The sequence below is a fragment of the Bartonella kosoyi genome (assembly GCF_003606325.2).
Lineage (GTDB): Bacteria > Pseudomonadota > Alphaproteobacteria > Rhizobiales > Rhizobiaceae > Bartonella > Bartonella kosoyi.
This window is the reverse complement of sequence record NZ_CP031843.2, coordinates 1,062,889-1,083,624: the sequence shown is the minus strand read 5'-3', so window position 1 is coordinate 1,083,624 and position 20,736 is coordinate 1,062,889. Positions and strand designations below refer to the sequence as shown.

At 36.3% G+C, this 20,736-nt stretch carries 14 protein-coding genes and 1 pseudogene; 5 read left to right on the top strand and 10 right to left on the bottom strand.

What is annotated here, in order from left to right; translation table 11 throughout:
* Nucleotide 1: 1 nt before the first annotated feature.
* A complete protein-coding gene (locus D1093_RS04730; protein WP_120100970.1) occupies nt 2-673 on the bottom strand; it encodes a DUF2659 family protein in 672 nt (223 codons plus the stop codon).
* Nucleotides 674-1,233: 560 nt separating this feature from the next.
* Nucleotides 1,234-3,006: an SLC13 family permease gene (locus tag D1093_RS04725; RefSeq protein ID WP_120100968.1), complete on the bottom strand. Its 1,773-nt coding sequence runs from the start codon at nt 3,004-3,006 to the stop codon at nt 1,234-1,236.
* 356 nt (nt 3,007-3,362) lie between these two features.
* Here D1093_RS04725 and D1093_RS04720 point away from each other — a divergent pair, with 356 nt between their 5' ends.
* Nucleotides 3,363-5,069, top strand: a complete 1,707-nt coding sequence (locus D1093_RS04720; protein WP_120100966.1) for a hypothetical protein — start codon at nt 3,363-3,365, stop codon at nt 5,067-5,069.
* 148 nt (nt 5,070-5,217) lie between these two features.
* On the top strand, nt 5,218-6,579 hold the full coding sequence (nhaA, locus tag D1093_RS04715; protein ID WP_120100965.1) for a Na+/H+ antiporter NhaA: 1,362 nt from the start codon (nt 5,218-5,220) through the stop codon (nt 6,577-6,579).
* A 560-nt stretch (nt 6,580-7,139) separates the two neighbouring features.
* Here the strand turns inward: nhaA and tmk are convergent.
* Nucleotides 7,140-7,769 (bottom strand): annotated as a pseudogene (gene tmk, locus D1093_RS10225) (dTMP kinase).
* 589 nt (nt 7,770-8,358) lie between these two features.
* Complete coding sequence (locus D1093_RS04700; RefSeq protein ID WP_120100961.1) at nt 8,359-9,615, bottom strand: aspartate kinase; 1,257 nt, start codon at nt 9,613-9,615, stop codon at nt 8,359-8,361.
* Nucleotides 9,616-9,804: 189 nt separating this feature from the next.
* Between D1093_RS04700 and ubiG the strand changes: the two genes are divergently transcribed.
* Nucleotides 9,805-10,548 (top strand): bifunctional 2-polyprenyl-6-hydroxyphenol methylase/3-demethylubiquinol 3-O-methyltransferase UbiG, encoded by a 744-nt coding sequence (gene ubiG / locus D1093_RS04695; protein WP_120100960.1) that lies wholly within the window; start codon nt 9,805-9,807, stop codon nt 10,546-10,548.
* Between the two features lie 20 nt (nt 10,549-10,568).
* Here the strand turns inward: ubiG and grxC are convergent, their stop codons facing one another.
* Entirely contained in the window at nt 10,569-10,823 is a 255-nt protein-coding gene (gene grxC, locus D1093_RS04690; protein ID WP_120100958.1) for a glutaredoxin 3, read from the bottom strand.
* A 46-nt stretch (nt 10,824-10,869) separates the two neighbouring features.
* Nucleotides 10,870-11,658, bottom strand: a complete 789-nt coding sequence (locus D1093_RS04685; protein ID WP_120100957.1) for a ComF family protein — start codon at nt 11,656-11,658, stop codon at nt 10,870-10,872.
* 197 nt (nt 11,659-11,855) lie between these two features.
* On the opposite strand from D1093_RS04685, the gene D1093_RS04680 reads away from it, so the two are divergent.
* Nucleotides 11,856-12,734, top strand: coding sequence for a methyltransferase domain-containing protein (locus D1093_RS04680; protein ID WP_120100955.1), 879 nt, complete (start codon nt 11,856-11,858; stop codon nt 12,732-12,734).
* 7 nt (nt 12,735-12,741) lie between these two features.
* On the opposite strand, the gene D1093_RS04675 is transcribed toward D1093_RS04680, so the two are convergent.
* The 3 genes from D1093_RS04675 to D1093_RS04660 form a co-directional block, all read right to left on the bottom strand.
* Nucleotides 12,742-14,097, bottom strand: coding sequence for an L-cystine transporter (locus tag D1093_RS04675; RefSeq protein ID WP_120100953.1), 1,356 nt, complete (start codon nt 14,095-14,097; stop codon nt 12,742-12,744).
* Between the two features lie 1,835 nt (nt 14,098-15,932).
* Nucleotides 15,933-17,306: a glutamate--cysteine ligase gene (locus tag D1093_RS04665; RefSeq protein ID WP_120100950.1), complete on the bottom strand. Its 1,374-nt coding sequence runs from the start codon at nt 17,304-17,306 to the stop codon at nt 15,933-15,935.
* 68 nt (nt 17,307-17,374) lie between these two features.
* The gene (locus tag D1093_RS04660) at nt 17,375-18,118 is read right to left on the bottom strand and encodes a 16S rRNA (uracil(1498)-N(3))-methyltransferase (protein WP_120100949.1); all 744 of its coding nucleotides are present in this window, start codon (nt 18,116-18,118) and stop codon (nt 17,375-17,377) included.
* 233 nt (nt 18,119-18,351) lie between these two features.
* Here D1093_RS04660 and D1093_RS09920 point away from each other — a divergent pair, with 233 nt between their 5' ends.
* Complete coding sequence (locus tag D1093_RS09920) at nt 18,352-18,495, top strand: hypothetical protein (RefSeq protein ID WP_167309086.1); 144 nt, start codon at nt 18,352-18,354, stop codon at nt 18,493-18,495.
* Nucleotides 18,496-18,805: 310 nt separating this feature from the next.
* Here the strand turns inward: D1093_RS09920 and D1093_RS04655 are convergent, their stop codons facing one another.
* Nucleotides 18,806-20,686 carry an AsmA family protein gene (locus tag D1093_RS04655; RefSeq protein ID WP_120100947.1) on the bottom strand — a complete coding sequence of 627 codons (1,881 nt, stop codon included), beginning with the start codon at nt 20,684-20,686 and terminating at the stop codon, nt 18,806-18,808.
* Between the last annotated feature and the right edge of the window lie 50 nt (nt 20,687-20,736).

Here is a 20,736-nt window from a genome sequence, read left to right as displayed (position 1 = left end):
TTTATTCCTTATTTACCTTGCCCTCAGCTTGCATAAGCTCAAGCATTATTCGAGCCCGATCTGTTATATTTGATCTCAAAACACCTTCTGCAGAAATTTTCTGAAAATAATCAACAGCCTCATCAACCTTCCCTGCTTTATAAGCAGCTAAGCCTAAAACCTCTCGTGCGGACATACGCATAGGATCAATATCACTTGCCATATCTTTGACGCGCTTTTTGACATCCTCCAAGCTCCCTGTATCAACTAAAATATAGGCTGCTCGAATTTTTGCAACTTTCCGCAAAATCTGCGGTGCTTTCTCATCCGCTGCAACAGAATCAAAGATCTCCACCGACTTGATAAGATCACCTTGCTCCATGCGTAAAGAAGCCTCCCGCAAACGGGCAAGAAAAGGATATCCCCCAAAATGAGAGTCTTTAACATTTTCCAATTGCTTTATCGCCTCATCAAAATGACGTGTATCCGAAAAATTAAGGCTTTTTACAAATGCATCACCAATATGGCTGGCTTTCTTTATTTGTGCATGATGATAAATTTGATAAGCAATTATCATGAGGATGAAAAGAAGAGCAGCCCCAATCATTGAAAAACCATAGCGTCTCCAAAAAGCAAGCGCCTTTTCCTGACGAAATTCTGCATTAACTTCAGCAATAAAACTATCATACGACATACAACATACCTTGTAAAAAATTTACTTTCTATCTTTTACGTATAAATGGACAAAGAGGGTAGCCCTCATTAACGAAAAGTCTTCAAGTTTCTCCGTTTATTCACTTCAAAGCAACATGTATCCTAATCGATGTGGCTTTTGCAACTGTATCAATTAAAAACGATGTAAATATCCTTTTGCTTACATAATAATTTTTATATAACTTGAATTTATAAAAAAGATCATGATCTTAATCGTCTAGCATGCTTGTCAATAATATGAACCATTCTTTTTTCATTAATATATGTTAAAGACAATCTTTTAAAGCCCTTAAAAGCGACTGATTTTTTATCTTTTATTTTAGAGTTGTATGAAAAATGCAAACTCTTTAATAAAAAACGATCACTAAACTTTGCTGCCTAAAATCAAATAAGCAAATTTTCATCCAGAAGAAAAAATACTGGAATGTTATTAAAAATATGCCCCCCCAAGCTTCAAGTAGAAATTTTTATACAAAGTATATCCCTTCAACTTAATCTTCATACGATTAACAACCTTTTGTCATCGATCCTTAAAACATCCTATTGTAATGGCCAAACCCACATAAGCATGGGAACAGCGACAATAATGATCAATACCGCTAAGGGAGCCCCCAAACGCGGATAATCACTAAAACGATATCCTCCTGGCGCCATCACGAGCATATTGCTTTGATGTCCAATAGGTGTAAGAAACTCGCACCCCGCACCAATTGCAACAGCCATCAAAAAAGCTTCAGGCTTATAATGAAGAGAATGAGCAAAACTTGACGCGATGGGAGCGACCATCATAACTGTCGCAGCATTATTTAAAAATGGCGTGACCAACATGGCTGTCACCAACATCAGTGCTAAAGCGCCAGATGGTGGGAAAAATATTGCCAGTTGGCTCAGCCATTGACCAATGAGATCCGTACATCCCGTTTTCTCTAACGCTTCACTCACGGGAATAAGAGCCGCTAATAGGACTAATATTGGGCCATCTAATGCCTGATACAGATCACGCGCGGGCAAAACGCGAAAGATAACCATTGCAGCGGCTGCAGAAAAGAAAGAAAAAGCAACTGGAACAATATGAAAAGCTGTAAAAATAATGGCTATAAATAAAATGGCTAGAGATATAAAACCATGCCGTAAATTTCCAAACACAATATTTCGTTTTGCTAGGGGTAGACATTTCAATTCCCTTAACAAATTTGGAATAACTGCATCCTGTCCTTGTAAAACAATCACATCTCCAAGATGAAAAACAATATCATCAAGTCTTGCCCGCACCCTTTCATGTTGACGACTTAACGCAAGCAAATTGACATTATAGCGATCAAAAAGGGAAAACTCTTTCGCACTAATGCCAATAAGAAGCGAATTATGCGTGATGACCGCTTCAATAATATCAATGTCACTGTCCTTATCCCCTGTAGAAAGGGTTTGCTCCTTAGAAAACTCTAAACGAGCAGAATTCATCACACTATCTATTCCTGTATGCGATCCTTCCAACAAAACGATATCGTTTTCAGACAAAACAAAATCCGGTAGTGGCGAAATAGATACTTTGTTTCTGATGATTTGAATCACCATAACATCACCACTTGATGGCTTAACCAAATCAACAATACTTTTCCCCACAATGGGTGAATTTATTGGAATATGCACTTCTACAACATAATTACGAATATCAATGGCATCATCAAATGATCCACCAGAACGCACACGCACTGGCAAAAGCCAATAAAAACAGACCAAATATAAGACACCAACCGTCGCAATAACCGCACCAACTGGTGTAAAATCAAACATCGTAAAAGGTGTTCCTGCTAAACGTTCTTGCATCGCTGAAATAACAACATTGGGAGATGTTCCTATCTGTGTCATAAGCCCCCCCAATAAAGAACCAAAGGCCATGGGCATCAAAAAGACAGAAGGAGAAACCTGAGAACGACGAGCAAACTGAAAAGCGATCGGGAGCATAATAGCCAAAGCACCAATATTTTTAACAAACATTGATAAAACGACAACAGAAAAAACCAAAAAAGCTAATTGAAGGCGCACCGATTTCACATCTGGCCATATCCGCTGAATAATAAATTCCATTATACCAGAGCGTGATACAGCCGTACTGACAACAAACACACTTCCCACGATAATAACAATATCATTACTAAAACCGCTAAAAGCTTCCTTTGGACTGACAAGACCAACAGCACACGCTATTAGTAATGTACAAATAGCGACAAGATCATAACGAAATCGATCCCAAATAAATACAACCATCATGAGACCAATAATCGAAAAGGCCATTATTTGATTTTCTGTCATAATACTTACCTCTCCCCATTAAATTATAATGAACAAAAACATAACTTTATATGTTTTAAATATTTCTATAAACAGCAGTAAGATAAAAGCAGACATAGGAATATTTTATGATAATTTAAAGTGATAAAAAATATGATGCGCGTAAACTTATCTCTCCTTCATTATGCGTGCTTTTCTATAACGTGCTCAATCCAAAGAAAATCAATAAAAAATTGACAAAGTGATATTGCAAAAAAGATGAGAATAACTCTAATATAGAGGGTAGATGACTGTTGAAACTGGTACACGCTATATTTTAACCTTTGTCATTGCTTAAAAGAGTTTATCTTCACTCTCAATTTTAAAGAGTGATAAAAATGAAAGAAAAAAGAATGGTCAAGCTTAATAGTGGGTATCAAAGTAACCTGAAATATTGGCTCACTTGCATTATTGGATTTATTGCTATCTTAGCAATTATAGTTGTTGGTGGATTTTATATTGCAAAACCCTATCTTGACAGTTTTGTAAAACAAGAGATAGCCCGTCGTGGCATAAAAGCAGAAACATCTGAAGTCAGCATTCTAGGTAAAGTCAATTTGAAGAATGTTACACTCCCCGTTCCAGCCGGTACATCACTGAAAATTGGTGCCATTTCTGCCCGTCCTCCTTTTTCTTTTGTTCCTGGAACTTTTACATTTTATAATGTTGATTTAAAACATAATAATATTCATGTAAAAATACCTCAAATTTCTCTTAAAAATGTATCCTTAAAAGATAAAGACAGAACAATCACATCACGTCTATTACAATCAATGATGCGTATTGATCTTGCCTCAATAAGTGCGCCTAATATACAGCTTTCTATAGAAAATAAAAACAAACGAACAGAAACAGTTGAAGTCAAGAATTTCCAGCTTTCTGACTTTAAAGGCGGCCATATTCGTTCCGTTAGTATCAAAAATATGGATCTTAAAACGGTCGCAGTCAATGGCGATAAACAGATGCAACTGATGGCTAAAAGTGATACAATAAAGGCTTATGATATTGACATCAATTATGCCTATTCTATCATTTTCGGAAAAAATAACGCTCTCAATCAAGGGAAAACCGTTACAGGTCCTATCTCTCTGAACAATATAAGTGTCGATATTTTTGAAGAAGCAGAAAAAAATAGCTCTTTCTTCCTTGGCCAATTTAAAACATCGGGTCTAAAGATGAAACCGCTTGAACAAACGCCTGAAAAATTGGTCAAAGCTTATCTTAATGCAAGAAAAGAGAATAATAAAGTCGCAGAAAAAAGAGCACAAAATGGTCTCCTTCTAAACATACTGCTCGCCATTACCTCAGCAGATGCCAAAGTTGATAATGTCACCATTGATATCCCACCATTGAAAGCAACGCTTGAATCATTTCAACTTAAACCAAGCTTGTGGAAACATCCTATCCCCAAAAAGCTTTTTCTTTCACTCAATAACTTTTCCGTTTTACCTAAAAAAATGAATGAAAAAGATTTAGAACTTTTAAAAAAGATGGGATTTGAACAAATTGATTTTTCAGGAAAACTTGATATTTCTTACGATGAAAAAAAACGTATGCTCTTTCTTGATGCAATGTCTTTCAATATGAAAGATGTTGGATCTGGAAACATATCGGCTAAGGTTATTGATGTTGATGAAAAGCTTTTTTCTGGTCAACAAAATGTCATGATAGCTGCTTCTCAAAACCTTGGCATCAATGAAATTGATATACAATATCGGGATGCAGGTTTTATTGATAAGCTTTTTTCTTATCTTGCGAAAAACCTTAATGACAGCCAACATGATCTTAAAAAGGAACTCTATGACGATTTCTATTTAATGATGACGCAAACCCCAAAAATGTTGCTCAAAAATCAAAATGAGGCAGAAAAAATTTCAAACTCCTTAGGTGAATTTGCTAAAAATCCACAAACATTAATTGTTAAAATTAAAGCAAAAGATAATAAGGGGCTCACAATGGTTGATCTCGAATCTGCTCTACAAAATGATCTATCCAAGGCTTTAAGCAAAGTAGACCTCGCTATTAAAAATGAAGCATCGCCTTAAATATATTGTGCTTTAAACATGATGATTTTGTCTATAAATTAAGAACTTTATTCCTCTTTTTGCTTTTATATGATACAGAAAACATCATAATAGAGTCACTTACACAGAGAATATAGAATCATAAAAGTGTCGATAGTTGGAGTTGTTCATGTCTGATTTATCTTCAAATCGCTTGCCTAATCGCGCTTCTCGTGTCACCAATCAAGCGCTTTCTGCTATCGAGCGTTTTCTCCATATTGAAGCTCTTAGTGGTATTGTTCTTTTACTCGCTGCTGCTTCTGCACTCATTTTTGCTAATTCGCAATATGCTGCTCTCTATGAATCTTTTTGGCATACACCTCTTGGCTTTAATTTGGGGCATTTCACTCTTTCATGGGATTTACATTTCTGGGTTAATGATGCCCTTATGACTATTTTCTTCCTCGTCGCAGGAATGGAAATTCGACGCGAAATTCATGAAGGTGCTCTTGCCGATTTTAAACAAGCAATTTTACCAATTGTTGCTGCAATAGGCGGCGTTTGTGTCCCTGCAATTATTTACTTTATCTTCAACTTTAACGAGGGACATATCCACGGTTGGGCTGTGCCAACAGCAACAGATATTGCCTTTGCTCTTGGTATTCTGGCTCTTCTTGGGAAAAAAATTCCTTCTAATCTTCATGTCATTCTTCTCTCATTAGCGATTATTGATGATATTATCGCTGTTCTTATTATTGCTTTTTTCTACTCAACAAACATTGACCCTAGTGGTTTATTGATTGCAGGTGCTGGTATTGCTCTGGTGCTCTTTTTTCAATGGATCGGACTTGCATCAGCATGGCTGTACATTTTACCTGGTGCAATCATTTGGTGGGGGTTAATGGTAACAGGTGTTCATCCATCACTTGCTGGTGTAGTCTTAGGTATGATGACTCCCGTTTTTCCTACACGCACTCTTGTAGCACCACTCACCATGCTCAGCAACGCCATGCAAATTCTCCAAGAAAAAAACACAAAAACAGATCTGCATCATATTTCAACTGCCTTGAAAAAAATGCGCAAAGGGCAACGGGCTATGATTGCTCCAGTAACGCGTGTTCAAAAGGCGCTGCATCCATGGGTTGCGTATGGTATCATGCCGGTTTTTGCCTTTGCAAATGCTGGTGTTAGTTTTGCAAACTTTGACCTTTCTTCTCATGAATCATTTTTAATTGTTCTTGGTGTTGTTATTGGTCTTTTTGTTGGAAAGCCTCTTGGCATTATCACTGCTAGTTATCTAGCCGTAAAATCAGGACTATGTCGTCTTCCTCCTCAAATGGCATGGACCGGTATTTTACTGATTGGATTTTTAGCAGGAATTGGCTTTACAATGTCTATCTTTGTTTCAATGCTTGCCTTTAAAGATATTATCCTGCTTGATGCTGCAAAAATTGGTGTCCTTTGTGGCTCTGGTTTATCTGCTCTTATCGGTCTTGGATATGGATTTATGTATATTAAGCGCAATAAAGACGTTTCTCATAGTTCCGAATAAAATCAAACGATGATCTGCTTTGTTGAACTGATCTTTTAATACAACCAAGATTTTACCTACAGTCCTTGAAATGGAGGTATCTTCTTGTTAAGGTATTTTTATCTTATGTTCTTTCTGGTTAAAGGAGCAAATTTGAAAGTCCCCATAAAAACGTTAAGAACTGTTTTTTGTTTCATTTATCAGAGATAAGAATATTAAACTTCAAAAAGAGTTGCTGTTATTATCGCCTCTGTCCTTAGCTTATTCTCTCTACTCAAATATATTTGTGCAGATCTCTACGAGTCGTTCTTATATCGCCATATGAGTATTTCAAGAGAATGAAAATATCATTATCATAACAGAAACTTAATTATTTTTTCAAATAGCTTCCCTCTTCCAAACTTTTCAAAAAAATGCGCTGCAGTTTAATGATCATAAATCGTCTCATTAACATATTAAGATATATAATATTTTTCCAAAACTCTTAAATTATCGCGGACTAACTTTTAAAACTTTAGATTTCACATAGAAACTAGAGCATAAAGGAAAATAGAGCACAGATAAATTTTAAAAATAGGTATTTATTTATCATTAAAACAAGCTTTATCTATATGGTGTCGTATTTGATCATGGATTAAAGAAACAGAGGCGGTTCCATCAATGACGATAAATCGTTCGTCTGTTTCTAACAAAAATTGATAGACTTCATAAACTTTTTTAATAAATGAGAATTTTTCTTCGTATTTTAAGGCTAAACCGTCCCTTTTTTGTAATCGTTCGATAATAGCAGCAGGCGGCAAATGCAGATAAAATGTGATACAAGGTCTTGGGATAAATTGATTCAATTTAATCACACTTTCAAGTGAAAGCCCTCGAGCCTAGAAATAGGCAAGACTAGAATAAACATATCGATCACTGATTAATAAATTCTTCGATGAAGTTAAAGAGGGCTCGATAATTTCAAGCGTATGTTTTCGTCTATCTGTTGCGGCTAAAAGTGCTAAAAGCAATGGATCAATTTGTTTTCCACTCTCTAAATAATTTCTAACCTCTGGGTTATTTCTATACCAATTACTAGGCTGAAAAGTTTGTATGATATGTTTTTCTTGTGAGTAATGACGAGAAATTTCTTTTGTTTGAGTTGTCTTTCCACTCCCATCAAATCCGCATAGAGCAACAAAAGAACCAGCATATTGCTTCGAAGACCACATGGAATTATAAATATCTTTCTTAAGATACACTTTCTCTCCATTCATATAATTTACGTCATTTTACATCTAAAATCTTCTTGTTTAGAAATAAGGCATTTTATCTCTTCAAATCAGAGGTATGATATCAAGAGCATTCTTCCCTTCAGCGTGAGAGCTTGAAATTTTTATAAATTATTGACTTCTAGGATAATATTTTTAATTTTGAACCCAATAAAAAGAAAATTCTATAAGTTCTATAATGTTGACTCTGAAGTACAAATCCCCCTTTCATAACAGATACATGGTGCATTCTTCTTCTCTTCAAAGCCCCTATGTAAACAATTCTCCTTTCCCTTTATCTTATATCTAAACGATTTATAAGAGGTATTTTATGATGTTGTCTCTTAAATTGTTGTTATTTCCTATGCCAATCTTGTTTATAATACGCACAAAAGCGGTTTTCCTCTTCATCATAAGAAAATCTTCAATGAAAAAATTTTATTGTATTAATGATTCTTATTTATATTAATAAGTGCGCGTTATACTTATAAAGCAAATCACTCATATATATTCAAACGTTATGTTCTTGAAATTGAGCGTTTAAAAATACTTAACTCTTATCCAGTCCATAAACAGCATGTAATGTTCTCACCGCAAGTTCAGTATAAGCGCTATCAATCAAAACAGAAATCTTAATCTCGGAAGTTGTGATTGCTTGAATATTAATCCCCTTTTCAGCCAAAGCCTTAAAAGCTGTCGCCGCGACGCCTGCATGGCTACGCATTCCAATACCAATCACAGATATTTTGGCAAGATCGCTTTCAAATTGGAGAACATCAAATCCGATTTCTTTGCGATTTTTTTCAAGAAGAGCAACGGCTTTTTCTACATCTGCTGATGGTACTGTAAAAGTCATATCCGTTTTTGAGCCATCTTCAGAAATATTTTGCACAATCATATCAACATTAATGCACTCTTCAGCCAAGGGACCAAAAATTGCTGCCGAAATCCCTGGACGATCAGCAAGTCGACGCAGCGAAATTTGTGCTTCATCCTTAGCAAAAGCAATACCCGTAACATTTTGTTGTTCCACAATTTCATCCTCATCGCAAATAAGTGTTCCAGAAGAACTCATTGAATCCTCCATGCCTAATGCATCAGGATCTTCAAAACTTGAACGCACAAAGGTACGAACCTTATGAACCATTGCTAATTCAACAGAACGAACCTGTAAAACTTTTGCCCCAAGAGAAGCCATTTCCAGCATTTCTTCAAAAGCTACTTTTGGTAAACGGCGCGCTTTCGGTTCTATACGTGGATCCGTTGTATAAACACCATCCACATCCGTATAAATATCACAGCGATCAGCTTGTACAGCTGCTGCTATCGCAACAGCACTTGTATCTGACCCTCCTCGCCCTAAGGTAGAAATTCGATTATCCGGAGCTAACCCCTGAAAACCAGCAATAACGGCAACCTGACCTTCCTGAAAACACTTGATTAAAAAAGAGCCATCAATATCAGTAATGCGCGCACGACCATGTGCATTGTCTGTATGAATAGGGATCTGCCAGCCAAGCCAGGACCGTGCATTGATCCCCATCGCTTGAAGTGTCAAAGCCAGCAAACCTGAAGTGACCTGCTCACCAGAAGCAACCACAACATCATATTCACGAGCATCTCTATGTGTAGACGAAGCTTCACACGTCCACTGGACAAGTTCATTAGTTTTACCCGCCATCGCAGAGACAACAACAGCAACCTCATTGCCTGCATCAACCTCTCTTTTGACGTGCCGTGCAACATTATGAATACATTCAATGTTTGCGACAGACGTTCCACCAAATTTCATGACAATGCGCGCCATTAATAACACTCTTACCTTTACATCTCTTATCTCAAACGATAATGAGAATAAGATGCTGTATCAACGAACCATTTTCTCGACATAGCGAATATCTATCATTTGTGCAAGTTTCATTATGATTATATTAATTTTTCTTGACTTTGTATAAAATCTTCTGGACTTGATCATTAAAAATAAAAGGAAGGCAATATGATAGAGGAAAGACAAACAACTGTTGATCAAAGTGAAATTGATCACTTTTCACGGATTGCTAAAGAATGGTGGGATCCGCAAGGAAAATTTCGACCTCTTCATCAATTTAATCCAACACGCCTTGCTTACATAAGAGAAAAAATCTGTTTAGAGTTTAATCGTGACCCTGTTTCACTGACGCCTTTTGACAATTTGAAAATTCTTGATATTGGCTGTGGAGGAGGCTTGTTATGTGAACCCATGGCACGTCTTGGTGCTATCGTTGTAGGCGTTGATGCCGCACAAACGAATATTGAAGTTGCAAAAATCCATGCTACCCAAAGTAACCTTTCAATTGATTATCGTACAACGACAGCAGAAGCTCTCGCCCATGAAGGGGAAAAATTTGATATCATCCTTAATATGGAAGTTGTTGAACATGTCGCTGACGTTAATCTCTTCATAAACGCGACAGCAAAAATGCTGAAACCACAAGGGTTGATGTTTGTTGCAACACTCAACCGCACGTGGAAAGCATGGGGGCTTGCTATTATAGGTGCTGAATATATCCTCCGTTGGCTCCCTAAAGGAACCCATGATTATAAAAAATTCCTAAAACCTCGAGAACTTAAAAATTTCTTATCAAAAAACGCTCTAACTGTCATTGATGAGATAGGGATTACTTATAACCCATTAAATGACAGCTGGAATCGCTCAAAAGACATGGATGTTAACTATCTCATTCTCGCAAAACGGTCTTAAGGGTGTGTCGTTTACAAAAATTATAGGTCTTGCAATAAAGAATTGAGTTTTCCCTCAGCTTCTAAAGCATAAAGATCATCACAACCACCAACGTGATAATCACCTATGAAAATTTGTGGAAATGTATTCCGCCCATTCGCACGTTGTACCATTTCTTGACGAAGAGATGTGGAAGCATCAATATCTTTATATTTTACACCTTTTTTGTCCAGTAAATCACGTGCTTTTGTGCAATAAGGACAACCGGGGCGTGTATAAATGATTATCTCTTTCATAAGTATTATCCTCCAAGTATTTTTTAATAATATCCACTTTACGTTCCTATTGAGAAGAAGGAAAAATAGAATCTTCTTTAAGGACACGCGAAAATGTTAGCACATCAACCTGTCGTGCACCTGCATATTTTAATGCAGATGCTGCTGCTGTAACTGTTGCTCCCGTTGTAAATACATCATCAATCAGTAAAACAGAACAGCCTTTAAGATATTTTTTAACTTTATGCGAAACTTTAAAAGCATTTTTTACGTTAAGTTTTCTTTCTCTCGAAGAAAGACTAACCTGCGGACGCGTATGCCGACAACGAATAAGCCAACCCGGTTTTAAGAGTTTTTTTTGTGATGCTGCAATATAACGTGCAAGCTCAGCAGATTGATTATAACGCCTCTCCCAAAAACGACGAAAATGCAATGGAATGGGAATAATAACATCACACTCATCAATAACCTCACGTCCAGCAGACACCATCCAATTGGCCATAAAAGATGCCAATTCTGTATGATCACCATATTTTAAACGCGTTACCAAAGTACGTGCAAGCCCTTTATGAACAATGGCTGAGCGAACACGTGAAAAAGGGTAAGAACTACGAAGCGCTTCACCACTGAGAAAACCATCCCCCATATCACAAACAAAAGGCGTCCCCATAACAGGACAATAAGGTTTCGTAATAAATTGGAGATCTTTCCAACATTCAGAGCAAATCGTGCCATAAGTAGAAACATTTTGCTTACATCCAGGACAAATTGGTGGATAAAGCATCGTTTTAAAACGCTCAATGAATTGACTGAGTATATCCCCGCTATTTAAAGCCGCTTCTCGAAAGTAAAACATTATAAATTTAGGCTTTTACAAATTCCCCGTAGAACAAAAGTTCTTTTGTATTTTCTCAATTTATAAATTTAATTTCTTTAAAAAATCTTAACCTCCTATAAACTTATTTTTATTTCACATTATAAACTTGACAGAGAGCGCACAAACATGAACCTTTTCAAAATATATTCTTTCATAAATCGAAAGTGTTCCAAAATATGGCCCATCCTTTAATTTTTGATCATAACCGCATTGAACAATTCCGCAAACGCGCCTTCCAAAAAGCAAAAAAAGAATATGACTTTTTACTCTCTCTCATGGCAGAAGATCTCTATAAACGTCTTAGCACTGTTGATCGCCTCTTTAAATTAGCACTTGATTTACACAGCCATACAGATCTTGCCACGCAAGCTCTCATAAAATCTGGAAAGGTTTGTTCTATAGAACGTATTGAAACCGATATGCTTTATCAAAGCCATGATAAAAAATTTCATTTACGTCATCGAGAATTTCTTGATTTCCCTCAAAACTATTGTGATCTTATTGTTTCACTTCTTTCATTACAATTAACGAATGATACCCCTGGTGTTCTAAGCCAGATAAAAAACACTCTTAAGCCAGATGGTTTATTTCTAGCTGTTATGACAGGAGCGGGGACACTCAAAGAATTACGTGAATGCCTCCTACAAGCTGAAATTGAAATTTATGGTGGAGCAAGCCCTAGAATCTATCCTTTTGTCGACATTCGTGATGCAGGCGCTCTTTTACAGCGTGTTGGATTTGCTCTTCCTGTAACCGATGTTGAAGAGATTACAATACGTTATAATACAATGTTTGACCTTATGCGTGATCTTAAAGCAATGGGAATGCAAAATGCCCTCATTAATCGTTCACGGCGCCCTGTCTCTAAACGCTTTTTTCTCCGCGCTGCTGAAATCTATAGGCAAAAATTTAGCGATCCTGATGGACGTATTCGTGCCCATTTTTCTTTCATCTGGCTCTCTGGTTGGGCTCCTCATCCCAATCAACAAAAACCTCTACACCCTGGTTCTGGGAAAATATCTCTGACAGATATTTTACAACCTCAAAAAACATAACCCAAAATCATTTTTCAAAAATACTTTTATCCGTTGTTCGTAGTATTTGACTGGTGATCGTTCCAGCGATCATTGAATCACTCACATTTAGGGCGGTACGTCCCATATCAATCAGTGGCTCAATAGACATGAGTACAGCAACCAAAGTAACAGGAAGTCCCATAATTGGTAATACAATCAATGCAGCAAAAATAGCCCCTCCCCCAACACCAGCAACACCAATAGAACTCAACGTTACAATCCCAACAAGCGTCGCAATCCAAGTAGGATCAAGAGGATTAATCCCCATAGTTGGTGCAATCATGGTAGCAAGCATTGCTGGATAAAGACCAGCACACCCATTTTGTCCAATTGTTGCCCCAAAAGAAGCAGCAAAACTCGCGATGGATTGCGGTACACCTATCCACTGTGTTTGCGCTTCAATATTCAAAGGAATACTTGCAGCACTTGAACGACTGCTAAAAGCAAATGTTAAAACCGGCAAAACCTTTTTAAAGAAACGGAAGGGATTAATCCCAAAAATGCCGAGCAACACTCCATGAATACCAAAAATTAAAATAATACCGACATAAGAGGCAATGATAAAAATGAGTAAATTTAAAATATCTGCAACATGCGAAGATGCTCCTACTTTCGTCATAAGTGCAAAAATACCATAAGGGGTCAAAGCAATCACAAGACGAACTAACCGCATAATCCAAGCTTGTGCTATCTGAATAAATAAAAGTGCTTTTTCCCCTTTTTCTGGCTCATCTTTCTTCAAAAGAAGAACCGCACCCCCTAAAAATGACGCAAAAATAACAACACTGATAATTGATGTCCGCTTAGAACCACTTAATTCAGCAAAGGGGTTTTTAGGAATCAAGGATAAAATCATCTTCGGAATACTCATATCTCCAAGTTGAGAAATACGATCTCCAAGAACATTGGAAACATTTTGCCCTTCATGCACCAAACCATTTGCGGTTAAACCAAAGGCATTCACGACTAAAACGCCAACCAACGCTGAAAGAGCCGTTGTAAAGAGCAATATTGAAATGGTCATTATACTCATTTTTCCAACAGCATAAACAGAATGCAAATGAGCAACCGCTGAAACGATAGAGATAAAAACCAATGGCATAACAATCATTTGGAGTAACAAGATATAACCATTTCCAACAATATTAAACCATTCAACGGATTTCAACAAAGTGACTTCACCTTCTCCATAAATAACCTGCAAAACACCACCAAAAATCAAGCCAAAGATAAGCCCCAACATAACACGGCGTGAAAGACTCCATTGCATTCTTTTACTTTGGGCAATCCACAATAAAAAAATAACAAATAGAAATAAATTGATGAAAAAATTAAATGTCATTGTCTATGCCCAGTCTACATCCACGATTGTTATGATTGATGGTGAATAATATGCATCATTCAAAATCAATGCATAATATTTAAAACTAACGTATAAAACTTATAAAGATTTTAAAAAATCATTATTTTTTTAATTTATAGATTAAAAGAGAATTTTTTATCTACGAATAACTGTTTAAAGAAAATAAATAAATTTATTGCCCCACTCTTTAAAATTAAAAAGCTTATCAAATAGTTTAAAAAGAGAAATATAAACACCCTTCATTGCATTTTAATACTGAATAATTCCAACCTATTTTATTCTATCAAAGTCCTTATCATTCTCTTTTTCCCTTGAAGTTGAAAAAAGCTTTCTTAAAAAATCATTCATGAATTTTCTGAAAAATAAACCATCTTAGCGATTTTATGGACTGCGCTCTCAAAAGCTTTTTAGGAAAACTTTTTTACTTTTCGAAATTCCCTTAGGCATAAAAATATGCCCTCTCAATAACAAAAAAATCGCAAATGTGAAGGCTTGAAAAATCACGATCCTATTGAAAGAAAATACAACCAATAATGAATAATATTATTTAATACAACCTAAAACATAATACCAACAAAAATACCCTATATCCTATCGATATAGCCAAATTAAGTGATATCAACCGTCATAATAGTCGTATTCAATATCGGTCTATTTATCAAAGATAAGGAGTTAAATCACGCATGAAACGTACCATAACATTTATTATTTTATCTTCTCTATTGATACTTTTGTTTGCTGTATTAGTATCACTTGGATATACGAAAGTGAGCGATCTGAATTTGTACGATGAACTTTATCAGTCATATCTCACTAAAAATTCAGGGTATTGCGAAAAAGGGGAAATAGCAAAAGAATATATGAAAATATTTAACAGTAAGATGGAACCTGTCATATCTACAGAATAGGATAAGGGATCGTTTTAGAAATATTGCATAGAACAACAAATTAAACTTCATAATTAGATATTTTAAACATTACCACACGATATTTGTCTTTTGTGGATGCTGTTTGATTTTTAAGTAAAGAACCACCAATATGAAAATCTGCTAAGTAGTCAAATAGGATGCTATTCGATTTATTGAGAAAAGGCCTTTTCCTCAAAAAACTTGAAGCAGACTTTTAGTGATCTGATGTTTGAATACGTAGAAAATTTCTAGATTCTCCAACGAGCATTAACCAAAAAGAACACATTATACGTATAGAGAAAATAATACCTTGTAATTTTCTACCCGTTTTAAAAATCCAGCCATTGCCTTCATGATGATTGTATAACGATATCGTAAATGTCACGAAAAAGGTATACAAATCCCCATGCAATCTTGCTCTTAAAATACGGAAGCAACAAGCACTTAGAAAGTGTACCCTAAATTTTTAAATAATAAAAGAGGTGTATTTGTGGCTTATCAGCATAACAAAATAAGGTTTTGCATTTTTACTCTCCAGAATAAAATACTTCGTATTTTTATAAGTATAGCATTGAGGCTATTGAATATAAATAATATTTTTTTATCTCTTATTTAAAAGTAATAAAATTATTCTCTATCCCCCGCCATAAGAGAAATAAGCCAAGCAGATAAAAATGTTTGATAAAAAGTTAAATAGATCAAATCATCTTTAGAACAACGATATAACATGGAGATTACAGAAATATCGTCATCGTTGTCATCTTTAGTATTCTTGAGATCTTTGTATTGCATCCCTTATGAGCAATGTTGAAAGAAACGGGGATATTCTCTATAAAAAAAATGAATAAATGAACCGTTATGATAATATACAGTTTTAAAAGAGTACAAAGTGTCTTTGCCTTCAATTTAATAGACACATTCTAAAAATATAGGTTCAACAGACTCATTCCAAATAGAAGAGTAATGGGATAAAAGTTTTTCAGCATCTGTTTGCCCTGTTGCCACAACCTTTTCTAAAGGATTAAGAAAATTTGTTTCATCAAAACCCTTTGCATCATACTGTTTGCGATTTTTTAAGCCCTTGCGTGCAATCGCAATAGCTTGACGGGCTAATTCTAAAAGAATGGTCTGACGAAAAGGGGTTTTTAACCCTTCTTTGGGAACGCGTTGGCGCATATCTAAAACTTCTTCAAAACTCCAATCTTTGGTCAAAGCCTCTGCCTCGTTAAGCGCTTCTCTATCATAAAGAAGCCCAACCCAAAAAGCCGACAATGCACAGATGCGCTTCCAAGAACCGCAATCAGCGCCTCTCATTTCTAAAAATCTTTTTAAGCGGACTTCAGGAAATAATGTTGATAAATGATTAATCCAATCTCCCATGTTTGGAATTGAATTTGCAACTTGTCCTCTTAATGCTCCATTCATAAACTGACGAAACGTTATATGTGTACAATCATAATAATGACCATCACGTACAACAAAATACATAGGAACATCAAGGGCCCATTCAACGTAATCAGCAAAACCAAAACGCTCAGAAAATATAAAGGGAAGAACCCCTGTCCTCTGATTATCTGTATCACGCCAAATTTCAGAACGCCATGACAAAAAGCCATTTGGGCGTCCTTCTGTAAAAGGTGAACTTGCAAATAATGCGGTCGCAACAGATTGTAACTTCATGGATACTTGCATTTTCCTCCGCATATCACTTTCAGAGGAAAAATCAAGATTAACCTGAACTGTTGATGTGCGATACATCATATTAAGACCATTATGCCCGACTTTCGGCATATAATCAGTCATAATTTGATAACGTGATTTCGGCATTTTCGGTGTTTCAGCTAACGTCCACTTTGGGCTAGCGCCTATCCCCAAAAAACCAATACCCAATGGTTCTGCAATTTTTTTGAGAAGAGATAAATGTTCCATCAACTCGTGATACGTATCACCTACTGTTTTTAATGGTGCTCCAGATAATTCAAACTGTCCCCCAGGTTCCAAAGAAATAGCCCCCTGATCAACGGGTCCTACGAGCCCAATAATATTTCCTTCATCTAAAATAGGTTTCCATCCTAAAGCGCTTTGCATCCCTTCTAATAGCGTTCGGATTCCCCTCTCACCATCATAAGGAACAGGACGAAACCCCTCTCTATAAAATGGAAACTTTTCATGTTCTGTACCAATACGCCAATCATCTTCTGCTTTATACCCTCCTTGGAAATAGCTAACCAAGGAATCTAAGTTATAAACTTCACTTTCATCCATTATATCAAGTGCCATAACTTATCGTATCCTATCATTGGTGTTATCATCTTCAATGAATTATTTAGAATGATTTTACAGACATCTCAATCCATTGACCAATCCCCCACGGTAGCATTAAGAAGAGCCAAAGCAGCAACAGCAGCAGTATCAGCGCGTAAAATGCGTGGACCTAATGACATTGGAACCACAAAGGGATGCTTTTTTAAAAAGCTCCGCTCTTCTTCACTAAACCCACCTTCTGGTCCAATGAGAACACCTGGCGTTGTAACGTTACGCTTTTTAAAAGAAGGTAATGGATTAGGCGATTTATGCTCTTCATCACAAAAGAATAAAGACTGTGTCTCATCCCAACGTGCTAAAAGCTCTGCTAGTGATAGAGCCGATACGCATTCAGGGAGAGATAAAATGCCACACTGTTCAGAAGCTTCGATAACATTGGCTTCCATACGCGCCATATTGATACGCGTAACCTGCGTATGATGCGTTATAACAGGCTGCAAAATCGATGCCCCCATTTCAACCGCTTTCTGCACCATATAATCCAATCGCGCGTGTTTGAGTGGAGCAAAGCAATAAATAAGATTGGAATGCGTCGTTTGTAATCTTTCTTGATGAATAAGCTTAACCACAACGAATTTTTTCTTAACAATGATAAGTTTAGCAAGCCACTCACCATCCTGTCCATTAAAAAGTAGAATTTCTGCCCCTTCTTTCATCCGTAAAACATGCACAAGATAAGAAGCTTGTGCCCCCTCTATCTTTATTTCTTCATTCAAAGACAATGTCTGTCGGATAAATAATCTTTTAAGTTTATAATTTATGCGCATAAAATCTTGCCAATGCTCACTATCGTCATAAAGAAATGAAGGAAAAGATATAACAAAAAGAAAAAATTATATCTATAGAACTATAATATATTAAAGAATTATAGAGTTTTTTTAACTTTATGAGATAATAATAGGAACCAATAGATCGTGAAGTGATTCTGCTTTCATAAAAGTTTAAATAATAAACCATTCATCTTTGCATTCAGTCATTGATGCATCAGTGGAGAGAAAATATGTCTGCTAAAAAAGCTACCATTATTACGATTACAACCCTCTTAGCCTTTATTTTGATTACAGTGGGTATTGGTTCTGTTGGAGCAGATGGAAAGCATACAGTGACCAATGATGGATATGGTATTTCTGCTCAGATTCAGTAAACACTGACTGATATACCCTGAACATTTTAAGGCAACAAAATATTTTGTAGCAATTTTCTAAGATTTGCACGCATATTATGACTCTCCTGTATTTGAAAGATTACAGAGAGAGGTGTTTTTATTCCTCTCTTAAATTGTTTATCTACATAATAACTGCATTTATGTGACAAAGAGGAGGATTCTTAGTTTCATCACGAATGGAAAGTAAGAGAATCTTATGATCTCTTATTTAAATTTAAAAACGACTTTAAATTGCAAAGGGACGAAGTATTATTATAGAGTAGAGTGGTATACAGATGAAAAACAATGCTCAATCTGTGTCAATGTCTTTTGTAACCCAAAAATTACCATGATCTTGTCCTTTAGAGCTCAGAGAAAATGTAAAAGGCCATGCAAGGCTGTTAGCAAGACATCGGACATCTTTACATAAAGTTTCTGATCTATGATTTTTGCCCAATTGTGCCTGTAATATCAATTCATTCTGCTGCCCTTGAGCAATAGCCATGGTAATCGCCCCCTGTATAGATAAACTCAAGTCTTCTGTACGCATCAATGACTCGGTTACCTTCATCATCCCTTCTGAAAAGCTTGCCTGAATATCCCAGTGATCAAAATTTGTAGAGAGAGAATCATTACTTGTTAAAAGAAATTGTTGTTTGTTTGAAAGTTTTGTTTGTAATTCATTCAAATCATACCCTAAGAGCCAGCCAGAAGACATCTTCAATGTTAATCCACCCTGCATCTTTGTAAAAACTTCCATCCAAGAATCCGCAAGTGTTTGTATCGTTGTGGTAAAATTTGTTTTACTCTGCACAAATGGAATAAATCCTAAGGCTTCTAAAGCCTCCTGCGTATCAATAGAAGACCCTGACATCGTTCCTCCAATGCGTATTTTCTGTCCAGACGACGTAATTTCAATATTACTTTGAACAGATCCACCCCAAATATTGGCATGTCCAAGATCAAAAATCCCATGCCCATTTCTTATTTGTATTGCAGCAGCTAGATTTGTGAGTGAGATATTTCCTATTTTGGCTTGTGGCGCAGAAAGTCGTATATCCACCCCAATACGATCAAAAAGCGCCATATCAAAGAATGAATTTTTCTTTTTAACGGAAAAAAACATTGAGCCTAAGAGGTTGAGGTCTAGGTTATCAAATGCTAAAGAGCCCATGACATTTGGTACATAATCTTGAAAATCAAGTTTCAAAGCCCCACGTGCATTGGCTTTCCCCATCGTAAATGTAACATTATTCATTTGAATATGCATTGGTCGCGCTAAAAAATGAGATTCCCATACAATGGGTATTTTTAATCTATGTCCCCAAAAATGAGTTCCTCCAACCCAAGACAAAGTCTGATTCCAGCTTGGTGAACGCATCGACACCTTTCCGTCAAAAATATAATATTCAGATAACCGAGCCTGTCCTGTAAAAGTTATCCCTCCACGCACAGAGTTAAGACTTGCCTTAATCTGGCTTTTTCCTCCTGCCAAAAGCAACAATGCTTGAGAAGCATCGATTGATAATTTTGTAAATTCTCCGCGCCAACGAGCATCTGCACGCAACCGTATTTCCTGTGTCGATTCAGACCAATCTAAAGTCGCATTTAACCCTGTTATTTTTTCTGCTACTCCTGAAAGGCTATCATGATACACAAGGGCGCCATTTTCAATAAAAACCCGCCCAAAAGGTTGTTTTAAAAGATGCTCTATCTCTGGATGTTCAGGGTTATGTTTTAGTATTTCACGCGCCTTGCGTATGGCTAACCCTAAGGCACCTTGCGAGCGAGAAAATCGATCAAAAAAATCTGCCATTGTTTTAACGGGCTTTTCCATAACAAATTGAGGACGCACAATCCGCGTCTCTGAAAAAGAAACACGTCCCCAAAGAAGATCAACGACAGAAAGATCAACTTCTATTGATTCAGCTTCCATTAATGGCGCAACATCATCTATTTTTGATGATAAAGTAACACCGGAAAGCAACGCTTTAGGATAAGGAAAAAGATTTAACCGCGGTGGATCACGCAATTGCACATTATAACCTGTCCATGCACTCAACTCTTGCGCTAAACGAATACGAATCATATCCGTAGAAACAAGATAAGGTAAAACGAGAATCCCCACTCCAAATAAAAAGATAATTGTAATAAAAATTCCGCTCAAAAATTTTATTATTCTGATGCGCACAATATCCCTCTATACCTATCCCCTAGAACAGATTGAAAATAAACTTAAAT